Annotated in this window: 22 protein-coding genes; 20 read left to right on the forward strand and 2 right to left on the reverse strand. The window is 71.5% G+C overall.

The window, feature by feature from the left end; genetic code table 11:
* Nucleotides 1-92: 92 nt before the first annotated feature.
* The 8 genes from steA (at nt 93) to pssA (ending at nt 9,142) form a co-directional block, all read left to right on the forward strand.
* Nucleotides 93-1,289, forward strand: a complete 1,197-nt coding sequence (gene steA, locus AB0M95_RS29905) for a putative cytokinetic ring protein SteA (protein ID WP_363771668.1) — start codon at nt 93-95, stop codon at nt 1,287-1,289.
* A complete protein-coding gene (locus AB0M95_RS29910) occupies nt 1,286-2,266 on the forward strand; it encodes a copper transporter (RefSeq protein ID WP_363771569.1) in 981 nt (326 codons plus the stop codon). The genes steA and AB0M95_RS29910 overlap by 4 nt, the downstream gene beginning before the upstream one ends.
* Before the next feature lie 62 nt (nt 2,267-2,328).
* Entirely contained in the window at nt 2,329-3,195 is an 867-nt protein-coding gene (locus AB0M95_RS29915; RefSeq protein ID WP_363771572.1) for a hypothetical protein, read from the forward strand.
* Nucleotides 3,192-5,027 carry a lipid II flippase MurJ gene (locus AB0M95_RS29920; RefSeq protein WP_363771575.1) on the forward strand — a complete coding sequence of 612 codons (1,836 nt, stop codon included), beginning with the start codon at nt 3,192-3,194 and terminating at the stop codon, nt 5,025-5,027. The genes AB0M95_RS29915 and AB0M95_RS29920 overlap by 4 nt, the downstream gene beginning before the upstream one ends.
* Nucleotides 5,028-5,068: 41 nt before the next feature.
* Nucleotides 5,069-6,160: a glycosyltransferase family 4 protein gene (locus AB0M95_RS29925; RefSeq protein WP_363771578.1), complete on the forward strand. Its 1,092-nt coding sequence runs from the start codon at nt 5,069-5,071 to the stop codon at nt 6,158-6,160.
* Nucleotides 6,161-6,560: 400 nt separating this feature from the next.
* Nucleotides 6,561-7,547 (forward strand): TerC family protein, encoded by a 987-nt coding sequence (locus tag AB0M95_RS29930; RefSeq protein ID WP_363771580.1) that lies wholly within the window; start codon nt 6,561-6,563, stop codon nt 7,545-7,547.
* A 121-nt stretch (nt 7,548-7,668) separates the two neighbouring features.
* Nucleotides 7,669-8,316 (forward strand): phosphatidylserine decarboxylase, encoded by a 648-nt coding sequence (locus AB0M95_RS29935; protein ID WP_363771583.1) that lies wholly within the window; start codon nt 7,669-7,671, stop codon nt 8,314-8,316.
* A complete protein-coding gene (pssA, locus tag AB0M95_RS29940) occupies nt 8,309-9,142 on the forward strand; it encodes a CDP-diacylglycerol--serine O-phosphatidyltransferase (RefSeq protein WP_358522051.1) in 834 nt (277 codons plus the stop codon). Before AB0M95_RS29935 ends, pssA begins: the two co-directional genes overlap by 8 nt.
* 90 nt (nt 9,143-9,232) lie before the next feature.
* On the opposite strand, the gene AB0M95_RS29945 is transcribed toward pssA, so the two are convergent.
* Nucleotides 9,233-9,877, reverse strand: a complete 645-nt coding sequence (locus AB0M95_RS29945) for an MBL fold metallo-hydrolase (protein WP_363771586.1) — start codon at nt 9,875-9,877, stop codon at nt 9,233-9,235.
* On the reverse strand, nt 9,874-10,647 hold the full coding sequence (locus AB0M95_RS29950) for a maleylpyruvate isomerase family mycothiol-dependent enzyme (RefSeq protein WP_363771589.1): 774 nt from the start codon (nt 10,645-10,647) through the stop codon (nt 9,874-9,876). Before AB0M95_RS29950 ends, AB0M95_RS29945 begins: the two co-directional genes overlap by 4 nt.
* A 179-nt stretch (nt 10,648-10,826) precedes the next feature.
* Here AB0M95_RS29950 and uvrA point away from each other — a divergent pair, with 179 nt between their 5' ends.
* From uvrA to AB0M95_RS30010, 12 genes are all read left to right on the forward strand, one after another.
* Nucleotides 10,827-13,667: an excinuclease ABC subunit UvrA gene (gene uvrA, locus AB0M95_RS29955; protein ID WP_363771592.1), complete on the forward strand. Its 2,841-nt coding sequence runs from the start codon at nt 10,827-10,829 to the stop codon at nt 13,665-13,667.
* A gap of 114 nt (nt 13,668-13,781) precedes the next feature.
* On the forward strand, nt 13,782-14,186 hold the full coding sequence (locus AB0M95_RS29960) for a glutathione S-transferase C-terminal domain-containing protein (RefSeq protein ID WP_363771671.1): 405 nt from the start codon (nt 13,782-13,784) through the stop codon (nt 14,184-14,186).
* 172 nt (nt 14,187-14,358) lie between these two features.
* The gene (locus AB0M95_RS29965; RefSeq protein WP_363771595.1) at nt 14,359-14,835 is read left to right on the forward strand and encodes a Rieske (2Fe-2S) protein; all 477 of its coding nucleotides are present in this window, start codon (nt 14,359-14,361) and stop codon (nt 14,833-14,835) included.
* Between the two features lie 422 nt (nt 14,836-15,257).
* Nucleotides 15,258-17,150, forward strand: a complete 1,893-nt coding sequence (uvrC, locus tag AB0M95_RS29970; protein ID WP_363771674.1) for an excinuclease ABC subunit UvrC — start codon at nt 15,258-15,260, stop codon at nt 17,148-17,150.
* A 260-nt stretch (nt 17,151-17,410) separates the two neighbouring features.
* On the forward strand, nt 17,411-18,253 hold the full coding sequence (gene rapZ / locus AB0M95_RS29975; RefSeq protein ID WP_363771677.1) for an RNase adapter RapZ: 843 nt from the start codon (nt 17,411-17,413) through the stop codon (nt 18,251-18,253).
* Nucleotides 18,254-18,810: 557 nt separating this feature from the next.
* Complete coding sequence (gene yvcK / locus AB0M95_RS29980) at nt 18,811-19,746, forward strand: uridine diphosphate-N-acetylglucosamine-binding protein YvcK (protein ID WP_363771598.1); 936 nt, start codon at nt 18,811-18,813, stop codon at nt 19,744-19,746.
* Between the two features lie 138 nt (nt 19,747-19,884).
* Entirely contained in the window at nt 19,885-20,865 is a 981-nt protein-coding gene (whiA, locus tag AB0M95_RS29985) for a DNA-binding protein WhiA (RefSeq protein ID WP_114030119.1), read from the forward strand.
* 390 nt (nt 20,866-21,255) lie between these two features.
* Nucleotides 21,256-22,260: a type I glyceraldehyde-3-phosphate dehydrogenase gene (gap, locus tag AB0M95_RS29990; RefSeq protein ID WP_358521954.1), complete on the forward strand. Its 1,005-nt coding sequence runs from the start codon at nt 21,256-21,258 to the stop codon at nt 22,258-22,260.
* A complete protein-coding gene (locus AB0M95_RS29995; protein ID WP_363771603.1) occupies nt 22,260-23,447 on the forward strand; it encodes a phosphoglycerate kinase in 1,188 nt (395 codons plus the stop codon). The genes gap and AB0M95_RS29995 overlap by 1 nt, the downstream gene beginning before the upstream one ends.
* A 7-nt stretch (nt 23,448-23,454) precedes the next feature.
* Nucleotides 23,455-24,240 carry a triose-phosphate isomerase gene (gene tpiA, locus AB0M95_RS30000; protein WP_363771606.1) on the forward strand — a complete coding sequence of 262 codons (786 nt, stop codon included), beginning with the start codon at nt 23,455-23,457 and terminating at the stop codon, nt 24,238-24,240.
* Between the two features lie 129 nt (nt 24,241-24,369).
* Nucleotides 24,370-24,600 carry a preprotein translocase subunit SecG gene (gene secG, locus AB0M95_RS30005; RefSeq protein WP_363771609.1) on the forward strand — a complete coding sequence of 77 codons (231 nt, stop codon included), beginning with the start codon at nt 24,370-24,372 and terminating at the stop codon, nt 24,598-24,600.
* A gap of 79 nt (nt 24,601-24,679) precedes the next feature.
* On the forward strand, nt 24,680-25,027 hold the full coding sequence (locus AB0M95_RS30010) for an RNA polymerase-binding protein RbpA (RefSeq protein ID WP_363771610.1): 348 nt from the start codon (nt 24,680-24,682) through the stop codon (nt 25,025-25,027).
* Nucleotides 25,028-25,050: the final 23 nt, after the last annotated feature.

Raw genomic sequence — 25,050 nt, forward strand, 5'->3', positions numbered from 1 at the left:
GGGCGGATGTCCGCGATTCGGGGGCAGTGACAAATCTGACACGCCGTGAAGCGAGCCCATCTTGGTCTCAAGCTCTGGCAGGATGGTTCGTGATGAAGGTGCCGACCTTGAGGGTTCAGGGCCTCCGCCGCAGGAAGGCGTCAGACCTTCCCGGGGTGACGGCAGTGGCGAGGATCGATCGGCGGACCAAGACACTGACCAAGCGTCTGCGGCCCGGGGAGATCGCGATTGTCGATCACGTCGACGTCGACCGGGTGAGCGCGGAGGCTCTTGTCGCGTGCGGAGCTTCGGTGGTGGTGAACGTCGCCGCCAGCATCAGCGGGCGCTATCCGAACCTCGGACCGCAGATCCTGCTCAACGCCGGGGTCGCGCTGATCGACAACGCCACGCCCGACCTGTTCGACCGGGTGCGCGACGGCGACGTCGTGCGTGTCCATGAGGGCGAGGTCTACCTGGAGGACGAGCTCGTCGGCAAGGGCGAGCCGGTCACCGCCGAGAGCGTGAGCGCGGCGATGACCGAGGCGCGGGCGGGCCTGTCGATCCAGATCGAAGACTTCGCCATGAACACCATGGAGTACATCCGCCGCGAGCGGGACCTTCTCATCGACGGCGTGGGCGTCCCCGACATCCGCACCACCATGGAGGGCCGTCACGTCCTGGTCGTGGTGCGCGGGTACCACTACAAGGAGGACATCGCCACCCTCCGCCCCTACATCCGCGAGTACCGCCCCGTCCTGATCGGTGTGGACGGCGGGGCCGACGCCCTGATCGAGGCCGGCTACCTGCCCGACCTCATCGTGGGCGACTTCGACTCGGTGTCCGAGCGCGCGCTGTGCTGCGGCGCCGAGCTGGTCGTGCACGCCTACCGCGACGGGCGCGCGCCCGGGCTGGAGCGGGTGCAGCAGCTCGGCCAGCAGGCCGTCGTCTTCCCCGCGACCGGCACGAGCGAGGACATCGCGATGCTCCTCGCCGACGACAAGGGCGCCAGCCTGATCGTCGCGGTCGGCACGCACGGTACCCTGATCGAGTTCCTGGACAAGGGCCGGTCCGGCATGGCCAGCACTTTTCTCACCCGGTTGCGCGTCGGGGGCAAGCTGGTGGAGGCCAAGGGCGTCAGCAGGCTCTACCGCAGCCGCATCTCGATCGGCTCGCTGCTGCTGCTGGTGGCCACCGCCGTCGTCACCATGAGCGTGGTGCTGTGGTTCTCTCCGATGGGCAAGGTCTGGCTGAACGGGCTTCGTGACGCCTGGAACGGTTTCGTCTTCTGGTTGGTCGGGCTCTTCTCGTGATCGATTTCCGCTATCACATCGTCTCCATCGTCGCGATCTTCCTCGCGCTGGCCATCGGCATCGTGCTGGGCAGCACCGTGCTGAACGCGCCGCTCGTCGCCTCGACGGAGAAGGTCACCGCGCAGCTCCGCGGCACCAACGCCGAGCTGTACGACCAGATCGCCCAGGCGCAGACGCGCGGCGGCGCCAGCGACGCCTTCATCGCCGAGCGGCTGCCCCAGCTCGTGCAGGGCACGCTCGCCGGCGAGCGCGTCGTGATCGTCGAGGCCCCGGGCGCCGACTCCAAGCTGCGCGAGCCGGTCCAGCAGGTGCTCACCGCGGCCGGCGCCGTGGTCAGCGGCCGGGTCACGATCACCGAGAAGTACCTCACCGCCGACCCGTCGCCCGCCGTCGACCAGCTCGTCACGGCCAGTCCCACCCCGCTGACGTTCTCCGCCGACGCCACCCCCTACGACAAGGCCGCGGCGGTGCTGGCGAGCGCCGTCGTGACGTCGGACAAGACGCTGGCGGGCAAGGACGACCCCACGGCCACGAGCGTGCTCGACGGCTTCGAGAAGGGCGGCATGCTTGCGCTGGACGGCGACCCGGGCAAGCGGGCCACGCTCGCGCTGGTCATGGCGCCCGCCGCCCCGTACGAGGGCAAGGACGCCGAAGCGCAGACCGCCGCCATCGTCGCCCTGGCCACCGGGCTGGACCAGGCGAGCGAGGGCGTGGTCGTGGCCGGGGTGGTCCCGGTCTCCACGGCCGCCGGCGTCGTGGCCGCCGTGCGCGCGGACGGGGACGCCTCCGGGAAGGTCTCCACGGTCGACAACGCCGATATGGCCTTCGGCCGGGCCGCGGTGGTCTACGCTCTGCGGGAGCAGGTGGCCGGGGACGCCGGGCAGTACGGCCTGGGTTCGGACGCCGTGGCGGCCGACCCGTCCCCAGCGGCCCCCCTGACCCCCACGCCCACCTCCTCGGAGGGCGCGGGCGGCTGATCTGCCCTGACGACCACGCGTCCCGGCGCGCGCCGGGTGCTCCTGACGAAGAGGGATCCGCTGTGGCCCAACGCTCCTGGCTCGGTGCCCTGGCCGGTGCCGCCCTCGGCGCCGTCGCCGCCCGCGCCGCCTACACCGCGTTCACCCGCCGCCCGCCGATCGGCGACGAGAAGACCTGGACGCGCACCAACCACCGCGGCGAGCCGATCACGCTGCTCGAAGGCCCGGCGTTCGTGGCGGGCGCGGGGGCCGCGGCCGCCCTGGTCCCGGGCCTGCCCGGGCGGGTCCGCGCCGCCGCCGTCCTCGCCGGGGCGGGCGCCGGGGGGCTCGGCGCCTACGACGACCTGCGCGGGTCGGGCGCGTCCAAGGGCTTCAAGGGGCACCTGACCGCGCTGGCCCGGGGGGAGGTGACCAGCGGGGCGGTGAAGATCCTCGGCATCGGCGCCGCCGGCCTCGCCGCCGCCGCCCTGCTGCCGCGTGCTCCCAAGGGGGCGGGGGCGCGGCTCGCCGACACGCTGATCGACGGCGCGCTCATCGCCGGGGCCGCCAACCTCGCCAACCTGTTCGACCTGCGCCCCGGCCGCGCCATCAAGGTGGGGCTGCTGGCCGGAGGCCCGCTGGTCGCGGCGTCGCTGGCCAAGGACGCCCCGGCGGGTGCCGCGCTGGCCGCCGTGCCGCTCGGCGCGGGCATCGCCCTGCTTCCCGAGGACCTCGGCGAGCGCGCCATGCTCGGCGACGCGGGCGCGAACGCCCTCGGCGCGCTGCTCGGCGTCGCCGCCGCCTCCTCGCTCGGCCGTCCCGCTCGGCTGGCGGCGCTCGGCGTGGTGGCCGGGCTGACCGCGGCCTCCGAGAAGGTCAGCTTCACCAAGGTGATCGCCGGGAACCCCGTGCTGAACCGCCTCGACATGCTGGGCCGCCGTCCCAGATGATCAAACGGGCAGGCCAGGGGGTCGTGGCGGCCGCGGTGGTGATCGGGGTCGTCACGATCCTGGCGCGCGTGGTCGGCTTCGGCAAGCAGCTCGTCCTGGCCCGCACCGTCGGCACCAACTGCCTGAGCACGGCCTACTTCACGGCCAACCAGGTGCCGAACATCGTCTTCGAGATCGTCGTGGGCGGCGCGCTCGCCGGCATGGTCGTCCCCGTGATCGCCGGCACGTCGTCCGGCGGCGGCCACGGCGCGGAGCGGACGCCCGAGGCGCGTGCCGAGGCGGGGCGGATCACCTCCGCCCTGCTGACGTGGGTGCTGCTGCTCCTGGTGCCGCTGGCCGTGCTCACGGCGCTGACCGCGGGTCCACTCATGGGGCTTTTAGCCGGAAATGTCCCCGACTGTGACGACCCAGCCGCCCTCACGGCCGTCGCCACCCGCATGCTCGTGGTGTTCGCGCCGCAGATCCCGCTGTACGGCATCGCGGTCGTTCTGTACGGGGTACTCCAGGCCCACCGCCGCTTCGTCGGGCCGGCCGTGGCGCCGCTGGTGTCCAGCCTGGTGGTCGTCGCCGCCTACCTCGCGTACATTCCGTTGGCCGGGACCGTCGACGACCCGTTGGACGTGCCCCTGCCCGCCGAGCTGGCCCTGTCCGCCGGCACGACCCTCGGCGTCCTGGCCCTGGTGGTCGCCGTGATCGGGCCGGTGTCCCAGCTCGGCCTGCCGCTGCGGCCCACGCTGCGCTTCCCCGAGGGCGTCGCGGCCCAGGTGCGCCGCCTGGCCCTCGCGGGACTCAGCGCCCTGGTCGCCCAGCAGGTCGCCATGGCGATGGTGGTCTGGCTGGCCAACCGCCAGGTCGGCGGCGGAGGGCTTCCGGGCTACAACTACGCCTGGGCCATCTACCAGGTGCCGTACGCCGTGCTGGCCGTGCCCATCGCCACCAGCGCGTTCCCCGCCCTGTCCGCGCGCGCCGCGGATCCGGAGGGCTTCGCCGCGCTGTCCGCGCGCACCACGCGTGCCGTGCTCCTGGTGTCGGGGCTCGCGGCGGGCGCGCTGGCGGCGGTGGCCGCGCCGGTGGCCTCGGTGTTCGTGGAGGGCATGGGCGGCAAGATCGCCCCCGTCGAGCTCGCCAGGGCCATCGCGCTGTTCGCCCCCGGCCTCGTCGGGTACGGACTGCTCGCCCATCTCAGCCGCGTGCTGTACGCGTCCGGCAGGGGCAGGGCCGCCGCCGGGGGGACGGTGGCCGGATGGGTGGTCGTCATGGCGGCGCAGACCGTCTTCGTGTTCGCGTTCCCCCGTGAGTGGAAGCTCGGCGGGCTGGCGCTCGGCAGCGCGGTCGGGATGACGGCCGGGGGCGCTCTGCTGCTCGCGGCCGTCGCCCGCGCCCGGGGCGGCGGGGCGCTGGCGGGTGTGCCGCGCGCGGCGCTGGCGGCCGTGCTGGGCGGGGGAGCCGGTTTCGTCGCGGGTCAGCGGGTCGCCGCGGGCGTCGCCGTTCACGGGCCGGCCGCGAACGCGGGCGTGGCCGTGCTGGCCGGTGCCGTCGCGGTGGCGGTGGCCCTGGCGGTCGCGGCCGTGATCGACCGGCGCGACCTCGCCTCGCTGCTCGCGCGACGCCGGGGTCCTGGGGACGGAGCGCCGCCGGCGGCGCCGGACGGGCCGCCGCGAGACCCGGGCCCGGCACGGGCGGTGGACGAGGTCGTGGACACCGGCACGAGCGCGGACACGGGCGTCGACACGGATGGGGGCTCGCCGTCGCGGGCCGTCCGGCAAGGTGCGGACGCGGACGCGGGCGCGGCCGGTGGCCGTGGGCATGAGAGGGGCGATGGGCATGGCTGACGGGCGTGGTGTCGCGCGTGGTGTCGAGCAGGGTGTCGGGCATGGGTGAGGCGGCGCCGCGCGTGCTGCTGGTGCTCGGGACGAGCGCGGGCGGGGTCGGGCGGCACGTGCGCATGCTCGCCGAAGGGCTGCGCGCCGAGGGGGACCAGGTCGTCGTGGCCGGTCCCGCGAGCACCGACCGGGCGTTCGGTTTCTCCGGACTCGCCCGGTTCGCCGAGGTGCCGATCTCCGATCGGCCGCGTCCCGCGAGTGACCTGCGCGCCGTCTGGCGGCTGCGGGCGCTGGTGGCGGGGGCGGACGTCGTGCACGCCCACGGGCTGCGCGCCGGAGCCCTGGCGGCGCTGGCGCCGGCCGGGCGGCGTGCGGGGCTGGTGGTCACCCTGCACAACGCGCTGACCGCTTCGGGAATGATCGGCGCGATGTACGGCGTGCTGGAGCGCGTCGTCGCCAGACGGGCGGATGAGGTGCTGGTCGTCTCGCCCGACCTGGGGGAGCGCATGGCCGCCCTCGGCGCGAGGAGCGTCGCGCCCGCCGTGGTCCCGGCGCCGCCCCTCGGCCCGCCGGTCCGGACGCCCGCCGAGGTCCGCGCCGAGCTCGGCGCGGGGGAGCACCCGATCCTGCTCACCATCGCCCGCCTGGCCCAGCAGAAGGGGCTGGAGACCCTGCTGGACGCCGCCCGCGGTCCGTACGCCGGGCCGGTCCCGCTGTTCGCGGTCGCCGGGGAGGGGCCTCTGCGGGGGGTGCTCCAGGCGCGGATCGACGCCGAAGGTCTGCCGGTACGGCTGCTCGGCGACCGCGCCGACGTCGCCGACCTGCTGCGGGCGGCGGACGCGCTGGTCCTGCCGAGCAGATGGGAGGGGCAGCCGCTGAATGTGCAGGAGGCCCTGCGGGCCGGGCGGCCGATCATCGCGACGGCGGTCGGGGGGGTGCCCGGCATGGTCGGGGACGCCGCCCTGCTGGTGCCGTCGGGTGACGCGGCCGCGCTGCGGCGGGCCGCCGAGGCGTTGCTCGCCGATCCGGGGCTGGCCGCGCGCCTGTCGGCCGCCGCGGCGGCGCGTCCGCTGCCTGACCGGGACGCCGCCGTCCGCGCCGTCCGGGAGAGGTACGGGGCGCTGCGGGGCGGGCGGGGATGATCGGGGCCGCACGGGCGGTTCCCGGCGACTTCACTCAATACGGGTGAAGTACTGATTCTGTGAGATCCATCTCCGGGGGCGCCGCGGAGGGCGTAGGGGCGCGTTCTCGGGGCGCGAGCCTGTGACCTGCGTCATCACGGCCGCGGGAGTGGCCCTGTGCGTGATCAGGCGCCGTCGGGGCGCCGACGCCGTGCCCATGATCGCGCGGCGCGCTCATGGGCTGATTAGGTAGGGCTTATGTGCTCGCCTATACTCCTCGGCGAGGGGGGGAGTATCCCTTCGCGACAGCCTCGTCATCACGGTGTGCCCCCATGGGCCGACCCGGGGCTGCCGGTCCGAGGCGTCGGCGCCACGGGCGGGAGAGACCTCCGGCACTTTGACGCGGGCCGGAGGTTTTGTGTTGGACGTTTCCGTGTGGGCGTGGGCCGCCGTCATCGGCGGGCTCTTGGTGGTTCTCGCCATCGACCTCTGGATCGTGGACCGCGGCGAGCCGCGGGAATTCTCCCTGCGCCAGGCGGGTTTCTGGGTCGGTTTCTATGTCGGCCTGGCGGTGTTGTTCGGCATCGGGCTGTTCGTCGTGGAAGGCGCGGACAAGGCCGGTGAATTCTTCGCCGGCTACATCACCGAGTACAGCCTGAGCGTGGACAATCTGTTCGTCTTCTACATCATCATGGGCCGTTTCGCCGTGCCGCGGATCTACCAGCACAAGGTGCTGCTGGTCGGCGTGCTGCTGGCCCTGGTGATGCGCGGGTTCTTCATCCTCATCGGCGCCGCCGCGCTCGAGCGCTTCAGCTGGCTCTTCTACGTGTTCGGCGCCTTCCTCATCTACACGGCGGTCAACCTGCTGCGCGGCCACGACGAGGAGGAGTTCAAGGAGAACCTCCTGCTGCGCTGGGTGCGCCGTATCTTCCCGACCACCGACGGCTTCGTGGGGTCCAAGGCCATCACCAAGGTGGACGGCCGCCGCATGGTGACGCCCATGCTGATCGTCATGGTGGCCATCGGCACCACCGACCTGCTCTTCGCGCTGGACTCGATTCCGGCCATCTTCGGCCTCACCACGGACGCCTTCATCGTCTTCACCGCCAACGCGTTCGCGCTGATGGGACTGCGTCAGCTCTACTTCCTGCTGGGCGGTCTTCTCCAGCGGTTGGTGTACATCAGCTACGGTCTGTCGTTCATTCTGGGCTTCATCGGGGTTAAGCTCATCCTCGAGGCATTGCACGCCGGTGGCGTCGACTGGGCGCCCGAGGTCCCGATCTGGGTCTCCCTCTCGGTGATCGGCGGCACGATGGTCATCACCACCGTGGCAAGCCTGATCAAGGCCCGGCGGGACAGGAAGCGGTCCGGCGAGTCGACGGCGCCCGCGAAGGTGTCTCAAGGGTAGCGAAACGGTGCATGACCCGATTTGCTTGTCCCATATCGCTATGCGGGAGCCGCGAGCTGGGTAGCATTCGGCGATAAAGTCACAATCCGGTCTCTGGCCGCAATCATCACAAAGGTTCCCTGTGTCCAACGATTCGCCCAACCACGGCCGTCGCCGCGTGCGGCTGGCCCGTGGCGTTTCCCCCTGGCTGGCCCCCACCGCCACGGCCGCCGTCGTGTCGGCGGCGCTGGCCCGGCGGTCCCGCCCGTGGGTGCTCGCGGCGGCTCTGCTGGCCGCCCTGACGGGCGCCATGCTGTGGTTCTTCCGCGATCCCGAGCGCGACCTCGGTCCCGGACTGGTGCTGAGCCCCGCCGACGGTGTGGTGCAGAGCGTCGACCCTCAGCCGGACGGCCGTACCCGCGTGGCGATCTTCATGAGCCCGCTGAACGTCCACGTGAACCGCGCGCCGCTCGACGGCACGGTGACCTCCGTCCAGCACGTGGCGGGCGGGTTCCGCCCGGCCTTCAACAAGGACAGCGACCAGAACGAGCGGGTCGTCTGGCACTTCGCCACGGCCCTCGGTGACATCGAGCTGTGGCAGATCGCCGGAGCCGTGGCCCGCCGCATCGTGCCGTACGTCGGCATGGGCGCCAAGGTCTCGCGCGGCGAGCGGATCGGCCTGATCCGCTTCGGGTCGCGGGTGGACATCTACCTTCCTGAAGGGATTGCCCCCGCGGTCAGCGTGGGGCAGCGGACGACGGCGGGAGTGACTCGCATTGACCATGGCTGACGCCGGATGGTCCATGGACGACCTGGGCGAGGACGAAGAGCCGCGAGGGCCGGTCGGGAAGGCGTTCCGGCTGTCCGCCGCCGACTCGCTGTCCATCGGCAACGCGGTCTGCGGGTTCCTGGCGGTCTGCGTGCTGGCGTGGTCGGCGATCACCCAGCTCCAGCAGTCGAAGGGCGAGTTCCACCCCGATCCGCGCTATTTCGCCACGGCGGTGGTGCTGCTGCTGATCGGCGCCACCTGTGACCTGTTCGACGGGCTCGTCGCACGGCGGTTCCGCGCCTCGGCCATGGGCGCCGAGCTGGACAACCTCGCCGACGTGATCAGCTTCGGGTTCGCCCCCGCCTTCATGGTGGTGGCCTGGGCGGGTTTCTCCCACAAGCTTCCGCTGTGGCTGGTGCTGTGCGCCGCGGTGTCCGTGCTGGTCGCGGGCGTCGTCCGGCTGGCGCGGTTCGCCTGCGTGAAGACCAAGAGCGGCGACTTCATGGGCCTGCCCATCCCGATGGGGGCCATGACCGTGGTATCCATCGTGCTGCTCTTCCAGCCGTCCTACCCGACGGTTATCGGCGTCTTCGCCGTGGCCTGGCTCATGGTCAGCCGCATCGAGTACCCCAAGCCCAAGGGCAACCTGGCGGCGGTCGTGCTGGCGTGGATCATGGTCAACGTCACCTGCCTGATCATCTGGGCGGCCGACCTCGCCGGCGGTGACATCTTGATCCAGATCGGCGCCTGCATGCAGATAGCGCTGGTGTCGGCGATCCCGCTGCGCGTCTTGATGTTCAAGCGCGAGCAGCGCAAGGAGCGCAAGGTCGCCGCGGGCGTGCGCTAGTCCCTCCGTACTCTGGCCGATCAAGGCCTCGAACGGCCCGGCGCCTTCCTTCACGGGTGCCGGGCCGTTCGCGTCTCAGGGGCGGGAGGGCTACCAGCCCCGGGCGCGCCACTCGGGCAGCGCGGGCCGCTCGGTCCCGAGCGTGGTGTCCTTGCCGTGACCCGGGTACACCCAGGTCGCATCGGGCAACCGGTCGAAGACGCGCTCCACCACGTCGGTGTAAAGCTGGTCGAACCGGGTGGGGTCCCCCTGGGTGTTGCCGACCCCGCCGGGGAACAACGAGTCGCCCGTGAACAGATGCCCGTCCTGGTAGAGCAGGGCGATCGAGCCGGGCGTGTGCCCGCGCAGGTGGATCACCTCGATGGTCACCACGCCCACGCTGACGCGGGCGCCGTGCTCCACCGGGCGGGTCACCGGCACCGGCAGCTCGGGGGCGTCCAGCGGGTGGGCGACGATCTCGGCGCCGGTCTCCTTGGCGACCTCGGCCAGGGCCATCCAGTGGTCCTGGTGCCGATGGGTGGTGATGATCTTGCTGATCGGACGGTCGCCGATGAGCTCGAGCAGGCGGGGCGCGTCGTTGGCGGCGTCGATCAGCACGCCGTCGCCGGTCTCGCGGCACCGCAGCAGGTACGCGTTGTTACCGAAGTCCCCGACCTCGATCTTGCTGATCGTCAGGCCGGGGAGGTCACGCACGTCGGCGGGGCCGCCGGCCGTCACGTCACCGGTGTACGTCATGGATACTCCTCAGGAGGCGTCGGCGGGAGGCCGGGCGGCGCGGACTTCGTCAGCCACTTCGGCGCCGCCGGCGGGCTCTCCGCCAGCCTAAGCCCCGTGAAATCCAGGCCCGCCGCCCGAGGGCCGCCGTCCAGGCGTCCCGTCGCCCAGGCCAGGACGATCGGGGCGTCCCCGCGCAGCTCCGGACCCTCGCCGAGGCCGGTCCAGCTGCGCCCGCCCGCGTGGATCGCGCTGATCGGGCTCTCGGCGCGCGGCCACGTCGCCACCGTGTCGTGCAGCTCCCGCAGGACGAACGCGGGCGGCAGATCGGCCCAGGTGTAGCCGGCGCCGAGGTCGACGTGGTGGAGCTCAACCTCCCGGAGCCTGCGGACCAGCGCGTACCAGGCGGGGTGGCCGTCGCCGGTCATGCCGGTCACGGTCGCGCGCCAGGCCTGCGGGGGCGTGTCCCGGACGGCCACGTCCAGCCGGGCCGCGCTCGCGGCCAGGTCGGCGTGCTGCTCGGCGGCGGCCCTTCCGGCGCCTTCGGCGATCTGGGCCTCCCGGGCCTCCAGCGTTGGGTACTGTGGGGTGAACACGCCCGTCTTGGCCCAGGTCAGCAAGTTGACATGGCTGTCCGCGTTGCGCGCGACGTGGGTGAGCACGTGGCCGCGCGTCCAGCCCGGAAGCAGGGAGGGGGCCGTGACGTCCCGATCGGGCATCGCGGCCGCGGTCGCGAGCAACCACTTCGTGGCGGCGTCGAGTTCGGTCGCAAGGTCGTCCAGAACGGTCATGAACACCATCATCGCGTCAGACCCTCACGGCCGCGCGTACGCCGGGGTCACGCCTCCTCGCGGGGGCGTTTCCGGACCGGAAGAAAACTGTCGGACCCCGTCGTTAGAGTGGCGGCGACTAGTCAGAGGTGGCCCTAGCTCGGCTGCCGTGGATCATGAACGGACATGAGAGATCTGCTGTGGCCGACCGCTTGATCGTTCGTGGCGCCCGCGAACACAACCTTAAAGACGTCTCGCTCGACCTTCCGCGAGACGCTCTGATCGTCTTCACCGGGCTGTCCGGCTCGGGTAAGTCCAGCCTGGCCTTCGACACCATCTTCGCCGAGGGCCAGCGCCGGTACGTCGAGTCGCTCTCGGCGTACGCCAGGCAGTTCCTCGGGCAGATGGACAAGCCCGACGTCGACTTCATCGAGGGCCTGTCGCCGGCCGTCTCGATCGACCAGAAGTCCACCTCGCGCAACCCGCGGTCCACCGTCGGCACGATCACCGAGGTCTACGACTACCTGCGCCTTCTGTGGGCGCGCATCGGCAAGCCCCACTGCCCGGCGTGCGGCCGTCCCATCGCCCGGCAGACCCCGCAGCAGATCGTCGACCGCGTCCTTGAGCTGCCCGAGGGCACCCGCTTCCAGGTCATGGCCCCGGTGATCCGCGGACGCAAGGGCGAGTACGCCGAGCTGTTCCGCGAGCTCCAGACCAAGGGCTTCGCGCGGGCCAGGGTCGACGGCACCGTCGTCAGGCTCGAAGAGCCGCCCACTCTGAAAAAGTACGAAAAGCACGACATCGAGGTCATCGTCGACCGTCTCTCGGTGAAAGAGAGCGCTCGCCGCCGGCTCACCGACTCGGTCGAGACCGCGCTCCAGCTCTCCGGCGGCACGATCACCCTCGACTTCGTCGACCTCGCCGAGGACGACCCCGGCCGCGAGCGCTTCTACTCCGAGCACCTCTACTGCCCCTACGACGACCTGTCGTTCGAGGAGCTCGAGCCCCGGTCCTTCTCCTTCAACTCGCCGTTCGGCGCCTGCCCCGACTGCACGGGCCTCGGCACCCGCATGGAGGTCGATCCCGAGCTCGTCGTCCCCGACCCCGAGAAGTCCCTCGGCGACGGCGCCATCTCCCCGTGGGCCGGCGGCCACACCAGCGACTACTTCATCCGCCTGGTCGAGGCGCTCGGGCACGCACTGGGCTTCGACCTCGACACGCCGTGGGAGCGGCTGTCCAAGCAGGCACAGAAGGCGCTGCTGCGTGGCCACGACGAGCAGGTCCACGTCCGCTACAGCAACCGGTACGGTCGGCAGCGCTCCTACTACACGACGTTCGAGGGCGTCATCCCGTGGGTGCAGCGGCGGCACGCCGAGGCCGAGAGCGACTCCAGCCGTGAGCGCTTCGAGGGCTTCATGCGGGAGATCCCCTGTCCCACCTGCAGGGGAGCCCGACTCAAGCCGGTCTCGCTGGCGGTGACGGTCAGCGACCGCTCGATCGCCGAGGTGTCGTCCCTGTCGATCGGCGAGTGCGCGAAGTTCCTCGGCGACCTCACGCTGTCCGAGCGCGACATGCACATCGCCGAGCGGGTCGTCAAAGAGATCAACGCCCGGCTCGGCTTCCTGCTCGACGTCGGCCTCGACTACCTCACCCTCAACCGCGCGGCCGGGACGCTCGCCGGTGGCGAGGCCCAGCGCATCCGCCTGGCCACGCAGATCGGCTCGGGCCTCGTCGGCGTCCTGTACGTCCTGGACGAGCCGTCCATCGGCCTGCACCAGCGCGACAACCAGAGGCTGCTCGACACGCTGATCCGCCTGCGCGACATGGGCAACACCCTCATCGTCGTCGAGCACGACGAGGACACCATCGCCGCCGCCGACTGGGTGGTCGACATCGGCCCCGGCGCCGGCGAGCACGGCGGCCAGGTCGTCGTCTCCGGCACCGTCCAGGACCTGCTCGCCAGTGAGGACTCGCTTACCGGCGCCTACCTTGCCGGGCGCAGGAGCATCCGGGTGCCCGTGGCGCGGCGCAAGCGCGACCTCAAGCGCAAGCTCACCGTCAAGGGCGCGCGCGAGCACAACCTCAAGGGCGTCGACGTCGACTTCCCGCTCGGCGTGTTCACCGCGGTCACGGGCGTGTCGGGCTCGGGCAAGTCGACGCTGGTCAACGACATCCTCTACAGCGCCCTGGCCAAGGAGCTCAACGGCGCCAAGACCGTCCCCGGCCGGCACTCCCGCGTGACCGGCACCGACCTGGTCGACAAGGTGGTCCACGTCGACCAGAGCCCGATCGGCCGTACGCCGAGGTCCAACCCGGCGACCTACACCGGGGTGTTCGACCACGTCCGCAAGCTGTTCGCGCAGACCACCGAGGCGAAGGTCCGCGGCTACCTTCCCGGCCGGTTCAGCTTCAACGTCAAGGGCGGCCGCTGCGAGGCCTGCGCGGGTGACGGCACCATCAAGATCGAGATGAACTTCCTCCCGGACGTCTACGTCCCCTGCGAGGTCTGCCACGGCGCCCGGTACAACCGGGAGACGCTGGAGGTCCACTACAAGGGCAAGACGATCTCCGAGGTCCTCGACATGCCGATCGAGGAGGCCCTGGAGTTCTTCGACGCGATCCCGGCGATCAAGCGCCACCTGCAGACGCTCAACGAGGTCGGCCTCGGGTACGTCCGGCTCGGGCAGCCCGCCACCACGCTGTCGGGCGGCGAGGCCCAGCGGGTCAAGCTCTCCTCCGAGCTCCAGCGCCGCTCCACCGGCCGCACGGTGTACGTCCTGGATGAGCCCACCACCGGCCTTCACTTCGAGGACATCCGCAAGCTCCTCGGCGTGCTCGGCCGCCTGGTCGACGGCGGGAACACGGTGATCGTCATCGAGCACAACCTCGACGTCATCAAGACCGCCGACTGGCTGATCGACATGGGCCCCGAGGGCGGGTCGCGGGGCGGCCAGGTGCTCGCCACCGGCACCCCCGAGCAGGTCGCGCGCGTCGAAGAGAGCCACACCGGCCGCTTCCTCAGCAAGATCCTCGGGGGCTGACCGCGCGCCCGGGTGCCGGGGGCGCGGGCCCGGTGCCGGCCTGCGTCCGTGCCCGGCCGCCCACCCGCCCCCGGAGCCGCCCGACCTGACGGAGTCGCTCGCCGTGACGCCGTGGTGCCGGGCGGCCGGGTCAGGCGCCGTCTCCGTCCAGATCGCGAGAGGCTTCGCGGCGAGACCGTGGCCGCCCTTGAACGCCTCGACGAGCGCCTCGCCGGCCGCCGTTTCCTCTTCGGCGACGCCATCACCGAGGCCGACGTCCGGCTCTGGGTCACCCTGGCCCGTTTCGACCTCGCCGACAACCCCGGCGCCCGTTTCAGCGAGCGCCGGCTCACCGACTTCACGCACCTGTGGTCCTACGCCCGGGATCTCTACCAGCGCCCCGCCTTCCGTGACACCACCGACTTCTCCACGTACCGGCATACCGCCTTCACGCCCGCGGAGGGCGTCAAGCGCTTCGACCTGGCGCCGCTCCAGGGGGGCTTGGACTCCCCTCACGGCCGCGAGCGCCTCACCGGTTGACAGGGGGAAGCCGTGCCTCATAGGCCCTTGCGGTGCCTGGTGGGGGCATGAGGGACGTTTGACTCGCGTGTTACGCGTAATTGTTCATACTTCCTGAGTTACTTCTGGCCCATGCTGAACCAACCCGCGGCGGGAGCCGTAGCAGGGGTAAGAGATCTCTAGGAAGGCGATCATGACGGATACTGAAACCACACGGCGTGCGATGATCCTCGGTGCGGGCGGCGCGGGCCTCGGCGTGGTGCTCACCGCGTGCAGCGGCTACGACTCCTCGGCCACGGTGGGCGGCGGCTCGTCGTCGGACCCGGCTCCCGCCTCCTCGTCGGCGGGCGACGCCCCGGCCGGCGCAGACTCCGCCGGGGGAGCGGGCGGCCTGGCGAAGACCGGTGACATCCCCAAGGGCGGCGGCAAGGTCTTCAAGGACCAGAACGTTGTGATCACCCAGCCCAACGACGGCGAGTTCAAGGCGTTCAGTGCCATCTGCACCCACCAGGGCTGCCCGGTCAACGCCGTGTCCGGCGGCACCATCAACTGTCCTTGCCATGGCAGCAAGTTCAGCATCTCGGACGGTTCGGTGACCGCCGGCCCGGCGAAGAAGCCGCTCGAAGAGAAGCAGCTCAAGGTCGACGGCGACTCGATCAGTCTCGCGTGACGTCGTGGCCGTGAACTAGCCGCCAGTGGCTCGGTCGCCGCGCGGGGGTGAAGGGGGCGATGCCCTTCACCCTCGCCCGTAGTCATGTCCGGGACCGAATTTCACCGGATATGTGCTGCCATATACCTTGATATCCGTATTGCGAGGTCTAACGGCGGTGTTCACCGCCTCCGGGATCGCTCCTTCCAAGGCCCCGGTCACGCGGCCTATCCGGCCGGCTTCGGAGGAAGCGGGCGGCCGTGCACAGGGCGTGTTCCGGCCGGAGGCGGTGGCCTTGATGGTGGTGCCGTCTCCTCCGTGGACGTGGCGGCGCCGGTGATCCTCCCGTCCGGCCTCCGGACCCCCGGGTGGCGTCCGATCGCCTTATTCTGTCGGCGGGTCCGGATAGGCTTTGAGGTGTGGTGAGACCCGCGAACAGCCCCTTGAGTTTCCGGCCCGAGCCCGGGTCGATCCCCGACTGCCCGGGGGTCTACCGGTACAGGGACGCCAATGGCCGGGTCATCTATGTCGGCAAGGCCAAAAGCCTGCGCCAGCGGCTCAACTCCTACTTCGCCGACTTCGCGAGCCTGCATCCGCGCACCCAGACGATGCTCACCACCGCCGCCGGCGTCGACTGGACGGTCGTCGGCACGGAGGTCGAGGCCCTCCAGCTCGAATACTCCTGGATCAAGGAGTTCGACCCCCGATTCAACGTCAAATACCGCGACGACAAGTCCTATCCCTTCCTCGCCGTCACCATGGGGGAGGACTATCCGCGGGTTCAGGTGATGCGCGGCGCCAAGCGCAAGGGCACCCGCTATTTCGGTCCCTATTCCCACGCCTGGGCGATCCGCGAGACCGTCGACCTGCTGCTGCGCGTGTTCCCGGTGCGCACCTGCTCGGCCGGGGTGTTCAAACGCGCCGGCCAGATCGGCCGCCCCTGCCTTCTCGGCTACATCGACAAGTGCTCGGCCCCGTGCGTCGGTCGCGTCAGCGAGGAGGAACACCGCCGCCTCGCCGAGGACTTCTGCGACTTCATGGCGGGCAACACCGGCCGGTTCATCAAGCGGCTGGAGCGCGAGATGCGCGAGGCCGCCTCCGCCGAGGAGTTCGAGCGGGCCGCCCGGATGCGCGACGACATCCAGGCGCTGCAGCGGGCGCTGGAGAAGCAGGCCGTGGTGCTCGGCGAGGGCACCGACTGCGACGTCGTCGCGCTCGCCGAAGACCCGCTGGAGGCCGCCGTCCAGGTCTTCTACGTGCGCGGCGGCCGCATCCGGGGCCAGCGCGGCTGGGTGGTCGACAAGGTAGAGGAGGCCGCGCCCGGTGAGCTCGTCGAGCACTTCCTGCTCCAGATGTACGGCGAGGCCGCGCCCGAGGCGGTGCCGCGGGAGGTCCTCGTGCCCGCCCTCCCGCCGGAGGCCGACGCGGTGGCCGAGCTCCTCGGCGAGCAGCGCGGCTCCCGGGTCGAGGTGCGGGTTCCCCGGCGCGGCGACAAGAAGACGCTCATGGAGACCGTCGAGCGCAACGCCAAGGAGTCCCTGGCCCAGCACAAACTGCGCAGGGCGAGCGACCTCACCACCCGCAGCCGCGCCCTCCAGGAGATCGCCGACGCGCTCGACCTCGACCAGGCGCCCCTGCGCATCGAGTGCTACGACGTGTCCCACCTGCAGGGTGACGACGTCGTCGCCTCGATGGTCGTGTTCGAGGACGGCCTCGCGCGCAAGAGCGAGTACCGCCGCTTCGCGATCCGCGGCACGGCCGGCCAGGGCGACGTCGCCTCGATCTACGAGGTCATCTCCCGGCGGTTCAAGCGCCACCTGGAGGAGCGCTCCTCCGTCGGCGAGCTCGACCCCGAGCCGATCGACCCCGAGACCGGCAGGCCGCGCAAGTTCGCCTATCCGCCCAACCTGGTCGTGGTCGACGGCGGCCCGGCTCAGGTGGCGGCGGCCCAGCGGGCGCTCGACGAGCTCGGCGTCGACGACGTCGCCGTCAGCGGGCTCGCCAAGCGGCTGGAGGAGGTCTGGCTTCCCGGCGATGACCAGCCGGTCATCCTGCCCCGCAGCAGCGAAGGCCTTTATCTTCTCCAGAGGGTGCGCGATGAGGCCCACCGATTCGCCATCACCTACCATCGATCCAAACGCGCGAAGTCGCTCAAAGAGAGTGCTCTGGACGAGATTCGCGGGCTCGGCGCGGCGCGCAAGCAGGCTCTGCTGAAGCGCTTCGGATCCGTCAAGCGGTTACGCGGGGCCACGGTCGACGAGATCCGCGAGGTTCCCGGCATCGGCCTGTCCACGGCCGAGGCGATCGTTGCGGCGCTGAAGGGGGAGGGCACGTGAACGAGCACACGAACCGGCACGACGACGACCACGGCACCGGGCCGTCGGCGCCGGGCGCGCCGCCCGCGCCGCCGCCGCACGGCGCCCGGGGCGTTCCGGCGTCGCCGAAGGGCGGCCAGGACGTCGTCCCGCTGCCGGGCGACCGGCCGGACGCCGGCGTGCCGCCGGCCTCCGCGGAGGGCTCCGGAACGGCGTACGGCGGTCATGGCGCGGTCCACCCGCCAGGGGAGCGGCGCGCGGCGGGGGACACCGCGTTCGTCATCGTGACCGGAATGTCCGGAGCCGGGCGCAGTACGGCGGCCAAGGCCCTGGAGGACCTCGGCTGGTTCGTCATCGACAACCTGCCGCCGGGCATGCTGTTCGCCATGGCCGAGGAGGCCGGGCGGGTCAAGCTCGCCACCGACAAGGTCGCCGCCGTCGTGGACGTGCGCAGCCTGGCGTTCACCACCGACCTCAACTCCGCCATCGAGGAACTCGAGGCGCGCGGCGTCGCCGTCCGGGTGGTGTTCCTGGAGGCCGGCGACGAAGGGCTCGTCCGCCGCTTCGAGAACGTCCGGCGTCCCCACCCGCTCCAGGGGGAGGGGCGGCTGGTCGACGGCATCGCCCGCGAGCGCGGCATCCTGCGGGAGGTCCGCGCCAACGCCGACCTGGTCATCGACACGTCCTCGCTCAACGTGCACGAGCTGCGCGGGAAGATCGTCTCGTTCTTCGGCGGCGAGGACCGCCCCGGCCTGCGGGTCAACGTGGTGTCCTTCGGCTTCAAGTACGGCCTGCCGGTCGACGCCGACCTGGTGGTCGACTGCCGTTTCCTGCCCAACCCCCACTGGGTGCCCGAGCTGCGCGCGATGAACGGCCTCGACACCCCCGTGCGCGACTACGTTCTCAGCCAGGCGGGCGCCAAGGAGTTCCTGGACGCCTACGAGGAGGTGCTGGGTGTCGTGGCCGCCGGATACGTCCGCGAGGGCAAGGGGTATGCCACCCTCGCCGTGGGCTGCACGGGCGGCAAGCACCGCAGCGTGGCCATGTCCGAGCAGATCGGCGCCCGGTTGCGCGAGCGCGGCATGGAAGTGCAGGTGAGCCATCGGGATGTGGGCCGCGAGTGAGCGACGAGAGCGGGGCGTCGCCGGGCACGTCCCGAGGTGAGGCCCCGGGCGGGCGCCCCGTCGATGACGCCGGGGAAGAGGGCGGCGAAGGTCCCCGCTGTCCGCCGTTCCCGCGCGCCCGCGCCCGTTGGCACGCTCTACTGCCCGCCGGGTCGATCCCCGTCGGGGCGCCCAGGCCGAGCGGGCTCTCCCCTGGTGCGGCGGTTTCCTCCGATGCGGCCGTTTCCCGCGGCCGTGCCGTCGCGTGGGGGCCCGCCGTTTCTGCCGCCGTCGCCTGGGGGCGCGGCGTTGGCCGTGGCACGGCCTTTCCTGCTTCTCGCGGCGCTGCCGTCGCCTGGGGGCCTGCCGTCGCCGGTGGCGCGGGTTTTTCCGCCGGCGACGCGCGTGACGCCGGGCAGGGCGTCGCCGGTGCGGGGGCCTCACGGGGGTGGCCGTCGGGTCCCGATGAGGGCGGGACGGCGGGCGCTGGGGGCGCCGGAGGGTCGGGCCCGGTGGCGGGCGGTGAGGGTGAGGGGCGGCCTCGGCGGGGCTGTCGCTCGGAACCGAGAGGAGATCGCGTGGGCCAGGGCGCCAAGGTGGTCGCGTTCGGCGGTGGCCACGGCCTGTACGCCTCTCTGTCGGCCCTGCGCAGGGTGACGAGCGAGCTGACGGCCGTGGTGACGGTCGCCGACGACGGGGGCTCCAGCGGCCGTCTGAGGCGCGAACTCGGCGTGCTCCCGCCCGGCGACCTGCGCATGGCGCTCGCGGCGCTGTGCGGGGACGACGACTGGGGCCAGACCTGGAGCAAGGTCGTCCAGCACCGCTTCCGCAGCGAGGGCGAGTTACACGGGCACGCGGTCGGTAATCTGCTGATCGTGGCGCTGTGGGAGCTGCTCGACGATCCCGTGGCGGGCCTCGACTGGGTGGGGCGCCTGCTCGGGGCGCACGGCCGGGTGCTGCCGATGGCGTCGGTGCCGATCGACATCGAGGCCGAGGTCGAGCTGGACGGCCGGGTGACGGTCGTCCGCGGCCAGGTGGCCTGCGCGCTGACCCCGGGCAACGTCCAGGCGATCTCCCTGGTGCCCGCGGACCCGCCCGCCTGCCCCGAGGCCGTCGAGGCGGTGGCGGAGGCCGACTGGGTGGTGTTCGGCCCCGGCTCGTGGTTCACCAGCGTGATGCCGCACTTCAAGGTGCCCCGGCTCGCCGAGGCGCTGCACGGCACCTCCGCCCGCAGGGTGGTCGCGCTCAACCTCGCCCCGCAGCCCGGCGAGACCGACGGCTTCTCGGCGGGCAAACACCTGCAGGTGTTGCGCGAGCACGCCCCCGACCTGACCGTCGACGTCGTGCTGGCCGACCACCGGGCCGCCGGGGACCGCGACGAGCTGGAGAAGGCCGCCGACGCCCTCGGCGCGCGGCTGGTGCTGGCCGACGTCGCAGCCTCCGACGGCTCGCCGAGACATGATGCACGACGGCTTGCCTTGGTCCTGGACGAGATTTTCCGTGGGAAGCGTTGATCCTGGTCAGCGCGCCCACGGGGTGCGAGAGACTTGCCGGGGGCCGATGGAGCCGCGTCGCCTGCCCGCCACCCACGCGTGGCGCGACGAGGCGGCTCCGACCAGGAGACGGGTCTGTATGGGGGAGGACACACGCACATGGCCATGACGGGTGTGGTGAAGGACGAGCTGAGCCGGCTCGCGGTGCTCAAGCCTTGCTGCCGCAAGGCCGAGGTGTCGACGCTGCTGCGGTTCGCGAGCGGGCTTCACCTGGTGGGCGGGCGCATCGTCATCGAGGCCGAGCTCGACACCAATGTCACCGCCCGGCGTCTGATCAAGGACATCGGCGAGGTTTTCGGGCACAAGGCCGAGGTCCTGGTGCTGGCGCCCGCCGGGCTGCGCAAGGGCTCGCGGTACGTCGTGCGGGTGTACCGCGACGGTGAGGCGCTGGCCCGCCAGACCGGCTTGATCGACAACCATGGCCGGCCGGTTCGCGGCCTGCCGCGGCAGGTGGTGTCGGGGGCGACGTGCGACGCAGAGGCGGCCTGGCGCGGCGCGTTCCTGGCCCACGGCTCCCTGACCGAGCCCGGCCGCTCGATGTCACTGGAGGTCACCTGCCCGGGCCCGGAGGCAGCGCTCGCGCTCGTCGGCTCCGCCCGGCGGCTCAAGATCCACGCCAAGGCGCGGGAGGTGCGCGGCGTCGACCGGGTGGTGGTGAGGGACGGCGACGCGATCAGCGCGCTGCTGACCCGCCTCGGCGCCCACGACAGCGTGCTGGCCTGGGAGGAACGCCGCATGCGCCGCGAGGTGCGCGCCACCGCCCACCGCCTGGCCAACTTCGACGACGCCAACCTGCGCAGGTCGGCCCGCGCCGCGGTGGCCGCAGGCGCGCGGGTGCAGCGCGCGCTGGAGATCCTCGGCGACGACGCCCCCGAGCACCTGGTGGTCGCCGGCCGGCTGCGCGTCGAGCACAAGCAGGCGTCCCTGGAGGAGCTCGGCCAGATCGCCGACCCCCCGCTGACCAAGGACGCCATCGCCGGCCGCATCCGCCGCCTGCTGGCGATGGCCGACAAACGGGCCTCCGACCTGGGCATCGCCAGCACGGACGCCAACCTGACCGCCGACATGCTCGCCCCCTGATCCGGACCGCCGCGACGGGGTCGGCCGCCGGCCGGACCGCGGACGGTGTGGCGCGACCCGCCGCCGGGACCTGAGGGACGGCAGGGACCTGGGGGAATCCGGCAGCGGCACGAGTCGGCGCGCCGGGACCGCTCCCACGGGAGGTTTCGGGCGCGGGCGTTCGGGTGGGGATCACGGCCTTCGGGTGGCCTCGACGTGAGGCGCGGCGGCGTGGCGGAGAATTTTGATCAGGGCTTTGACCAGGGGAGACGCTATCCTTACCAAGGCCGGTGCGCGAAGGGTGGAGCCCGGTGGTCTACACCAATTGGCACCCGGTAGGGTTATCTGAGGTTTCAGCCCGCCACGACGCCGGCATGAGCCGGCGTACGACGTTCGAGGAGATCTGTTTCCGTGAGCATCCGCGTAGGCATCAACGGCTTCGGCCGTATCGGCCGCAACTTCTGGCGTGCCGTGGCGGCCAGCGGCAAGGACATCGAGGTCGTCGCCGTCAACGACCTGACCGACAACGCCACCCTCGCCCACCTGCTGAAGTACGACAGCATCCTGGGCCGCCTGCCGTACGAGGTCAAGAGCTCTGCCGATGACCTCACGGTCGACGGCAAGGCCATCAAGGTGTTCGCCGAGCGCGACCCCGCCAAGCTGCCGTGGGGCGACCTGGGTGTCGACGTCGTCCTTGAGTCCACGGGCCTGTTCACCGATGCCGCCAAGGCCAGGGTGCACGCCGAGAACGGCGCCAAGAAGGTCATCATCTCCGCGCCCGCCAAGGGTGAGGACATCACCATCGTGATGGGCGTCAACCACGACAAGTACGACGCGGCGTCGCACACGATCATCTCCAACGCCTCCTGCACCACCAACTGCCTGGCCCCCATGGCGAAGGTCATCAACGACACCTTCGGCATCGAGAAGGGCCTGATGACGACCATCCACGCCTACACCCAGGACCAGAACCTCCAGGACGGCCCGCACAAGGACCTGCGCCGCGCCCGTGCCGCCGCGCTGAACATCGTGCCGACCTCCACCGGCGCCGCCAAGGCCATCGGCCTGGTCCTGCCGGAGCTCAAGGGCAAGCTGGACGGTTTCGCGCTGCGCGTGCCGATCCCGACCGGCTCGGCCACCGACCTGACCGTCGAGGTCGCCCGCGAGACCACCGTCGAGGAGGTCAACGCGGCGCTGAAGGCCGCCGCCGAGGGCCCGCTGCGCGGCATCCTCAGCTACACCGCCGACGAGATCGTCTCCAGCGACATCGTCACCGACCCGGCGTCCTGCATCTTCGACTCCGGCCTGACCAAGGTCATCGGCAACCAGGTCAAGGTCGTCGGCTGGTACGACAACGAGTGGGGCTACTCCAACCGCCTCGGCGACCTCATCGAGCTGGTGGGTTCCCAGCTCTGATGCGGACCATCGACTCGCTTGACGTGAAGGGCCGGCGCGTCCTGGTGCGCGCCGACCTCAACGTCCCCCTCGACGGGGACACCATCACCGACGACGGCCGCATCCGCGCCTCGGTCCCGACGATCTCGTCGCTGGCCGGGCGCGGGGCGCGCGTCATCGTCTGCGCCCACCTCGGCCGTCCCAAGGGCAAGGTGGCGCCGGAGTTCTCCCTGGCGCCGGTGGCCGCCCGCCTGGGCGAGTTGCTCGGCGCCCCGGTGAAGTTCGCCTCCGACGTCGTCGGGGAATCGGCGCGTGAGATCGCCGAGGGCCTGGCCGACGGCGAGGTCGCGCTGCTGGAGAACCTGCGCTTCGAGCCGGGCGAGGAGTCCAAGGACGACGAGGCGCGCGGCGCGTTCGCCGGCAGGCTGGCCGCCCTCGCCGAGCTGTACGTCGGCGACGGGTTCGGCGCGGTCCACCGCAAGCACGCCAGCGTCTACGACGTGCCGAAGCTGCTCCCGCACGCCGCGGGCGGCCTGATCGTGGCCGAGGTCGAGGTCCTCAAGAAGCTCACCGAGGACCCCGCGCGGCCGTACGCCGTGGTGCTCGGCGGCGCGAAGGTCTCCGACAAGCTCGGCGTGATCGCCAACCTGCTCGCCAAGGTCGACCGCCTGATCATCGGCGGCGGCATGGCGTACACCTTCCTCAAGGCCCAGGGCCACGAGGTCGGCAAGTCCCTGCTGCAGGAGGACCAGCTCGACAAGGTCCGGGGCTTCATCGCCGAGGCCGAGAAGCGCGGCGTCGAGCTCGTCCTGCCGGTGGACGTCCTCGCGGCGACCGAGTTCGCCCCGGACGCCGAGCACGAGGCGGTCGCGTCGACGGCGATCCCGTCCGACCGCGAGGGGCTCGACATCGGCCCGAAGACGCGCGAGCTGTTCGCCTCCAAGCTGTCCGACGCCGCGACGGTGTTCTGGAACGGCCCGATGGGCGTGTTCGAGTTCGACGCGTTCTCCGGCGGCACGCGCGCCGTGGCCGAGGCGCTGATCGCCGCGGGCGCGTTCACCGTCGTCGGTGGTGGCGACTCCGCCGCCGCCGTGCGTAAGCTCGGTCTCCCCGAGGACGGCTTCTCCCACATCTCCACCGGTGGCGGGGCCAGCCTGGAATACCTCGAGGGCAAGACCCTGCCCGGACTCGCCGCGCTGGAGGACTGAGCGACATATGAGCACCGCCCGCAAGCCGCTCATGGCCGGCAACTGGAAGATGAACCTCAACCACCTCGAGGCCATCGCGCACGTCCAGAAGCTGGCGTTCTCGCTGACCGACAAGGACTTCGACCGCACCGAGGTGGCGGTGTTGCCGCCGTTCATCGATCTGCGCAGCGTGCAGACCCTGGTGGACGGCGACAAGCTCCGCATCGTCTACGGGGCGCAGGACCTGTCGGTCCATGACAGCGGGGCCTACACCGGGGAGATCTCCGGTTCGATGCTCGCCAAGCTCGGCTGCACGTTCGTGCTGGCCGGCCACTCCGAGCGGCGCGAGTACCACGGCGAGGACGACCACGTCGTCAACACCAAGGTGCAGGCGGCCTACCGTCACTCGCTCACGCCCATCCTGTGCGTGGGCGAGGGCCTGGCCATCCGCCAGGCCGGCGGTCACGTCGCCTACTGCCTGTCCCAGCTCGACATCGCGCTGAACGGTGTCAAGACCGACCAGGCCAAGTCGCTCGTCATCGCCTACGAGCCGGTCTGGGCGATCGGCACCGGCGAGGTCGCCACGCCTGAAGACGCTCAGGAGGTCTGCGCGGCGATCCGCGTGCGACTCGCCGAGCTGTACGACGGTGAGGTGGCCGCCGCCATCCGTATCCTTTACGGTGGGTCGGTCAAGTCCGGCAACATCGCCGGCATCATGGCGCAGGCCGATGTCGACGGGGCCCTGGTCGGTGGCGCGAGCCTCGACCCGGCCGAGTTCGCCAAGATATGCCGATTTGGCGAATTGTCGGGCTAAGCTGAGCTGTTTCGGAGGTGCGAGTTGACATTACGACGTACCCTCGAAGAGATACTTTGAATCGTCACCCGGCGAAGGTCGGGCAGGTCAGGTCGCGCTACGGCGCACGTAACAGGGAACAGGTCACCGGTGACTATTGGCATCTCGATCGCCCTCATCCTGTCGAGCGCTCTCATGGTGCTGCTCGTACTGCTCCACAAGGGCAAGGGCGGAGGCCTCTCGGACCTCTTCGGAGGCGGGTTCACGTCGTCGTTCGGCGGGTCTTCGGTGGTGGAGCGGAACCTCGACCGCCTCACGATCATCACCGGCGCGGTCTGGTTCGTGTGCATCATCGCGCTGGGCCTGATCCTCAAACCGTAAGCCGCCCGCCCGGGTCCGGGCCTGACAGTGATTCTTTCCCCCGCTTCAGGGCGGGGGCGATCTAGCGAGGAGTTCTTCCGTGGGTAGTGGCAACGCGATCCGTGGTAGCCGTGTCGGCGCGGGCCCAATGGGCGAGGCCGAGCGTGGCGAGGCGGCCCCTCGAGTGCGGGTCTCGTTCTGGTGCGCCAACATGCACGAGACGCGTCCGAGTTTCGCCAGCGACGCCGCCGTCCCTGAGTACTGGGACTGCCCGCGGTGCGGTCTCCCGGCCGGTCAGGACGAGTCTGCCCCGCCCGCGCCTCCGCGAAACGAGCCGTACAAGACTCACCTGGCCTACGTGAAGGAGCGGCGCAGCGACACAGACGGCGCCGCGATCCTCGCCGAGGCCCTGGAGCGGCTGCGCAACAACAACCGCACCCTCTGGTAGACCTCGCGCCCGGCGAGCCGGGC

The organism is Sphaerisporangium sp. NPDC051017 (genome assembly GCF_040683095.1).
In the GTDB taxonomy this organism is placed as follows: domain Bacteria; phylum Actinomycetota; class Actinomycetes; order Streptosporangiales; family Streptosporangiaceae; genus Sphaerisporangium.

Coding starts and splice junctions, on each gene's coding strand:
- pssA (WP_358522051.1), top strand. CDS start 8,309: ATGGCTGACGCCGGATGGTCCATGGACGACCTGGGCGAGGACGAAGAG.
- AB0M95_RS29925 (WP_363771578.1), top strand. CDS start 5,069: ATGGGTGAGGCGGCGCCGCGCGTGCTGCTGGTGCTCGGGACGAGCGCG.
- AB0M95_RS29945 (WP_363771586.1), bottom strand. CDS start 9,877: ATGACGTACACCGGTGACGTGACGGCCGGCGGCCCCGCCGACGTGCGT.
- AB0M95_RS29965 (WP_363771595.1), top strand. CDS start 14,359: ATGACGGATACTGAAACCACACGGCGTGCGATGATCCTCGGTGCGGGC.
- AB0M95_RS29920 (WP_363771575.1), top strand. CDS start 3,192: ATGATCAAACGGGCAGGCCAGGGGGTCGTGGCGGCCGCGGTGGTGATC.
- whiA (WP_114030119.1), top strand. CDS start 19,885: ATGGCCATGACGGGTGTGGTGAAGGACGAGCTGAGCCGGCTCGCGGTG.
- steA (WP_363771668.1), top strand. CDS start 93: ATGAAGGTGCCGACCTTGAGGGTTCAGGGCCTCCGCCGCAGGAAGGCG.
- tpiA (WP_363771606.1), top strand. CDS start 23,455: ATGAGCACCGCCCGCAAGCCGCTCATGGCCGGCAACTGGAAGATGAAC.
- AB0M95_RS29995 (WP_363771603.1), top strand. CDS start 22,260: ATGCGGACCATCGACTCGCTTGACGTGAAGGGCCGGCGCGTCCTGGTG.
- AB0M95_RS29950 (WP_363771589.1), bottom strand. CDS start 10,647: ATGACCGTTCTGGACGACCTTGCGACCGAACTCGACGCCGCCACGAAG.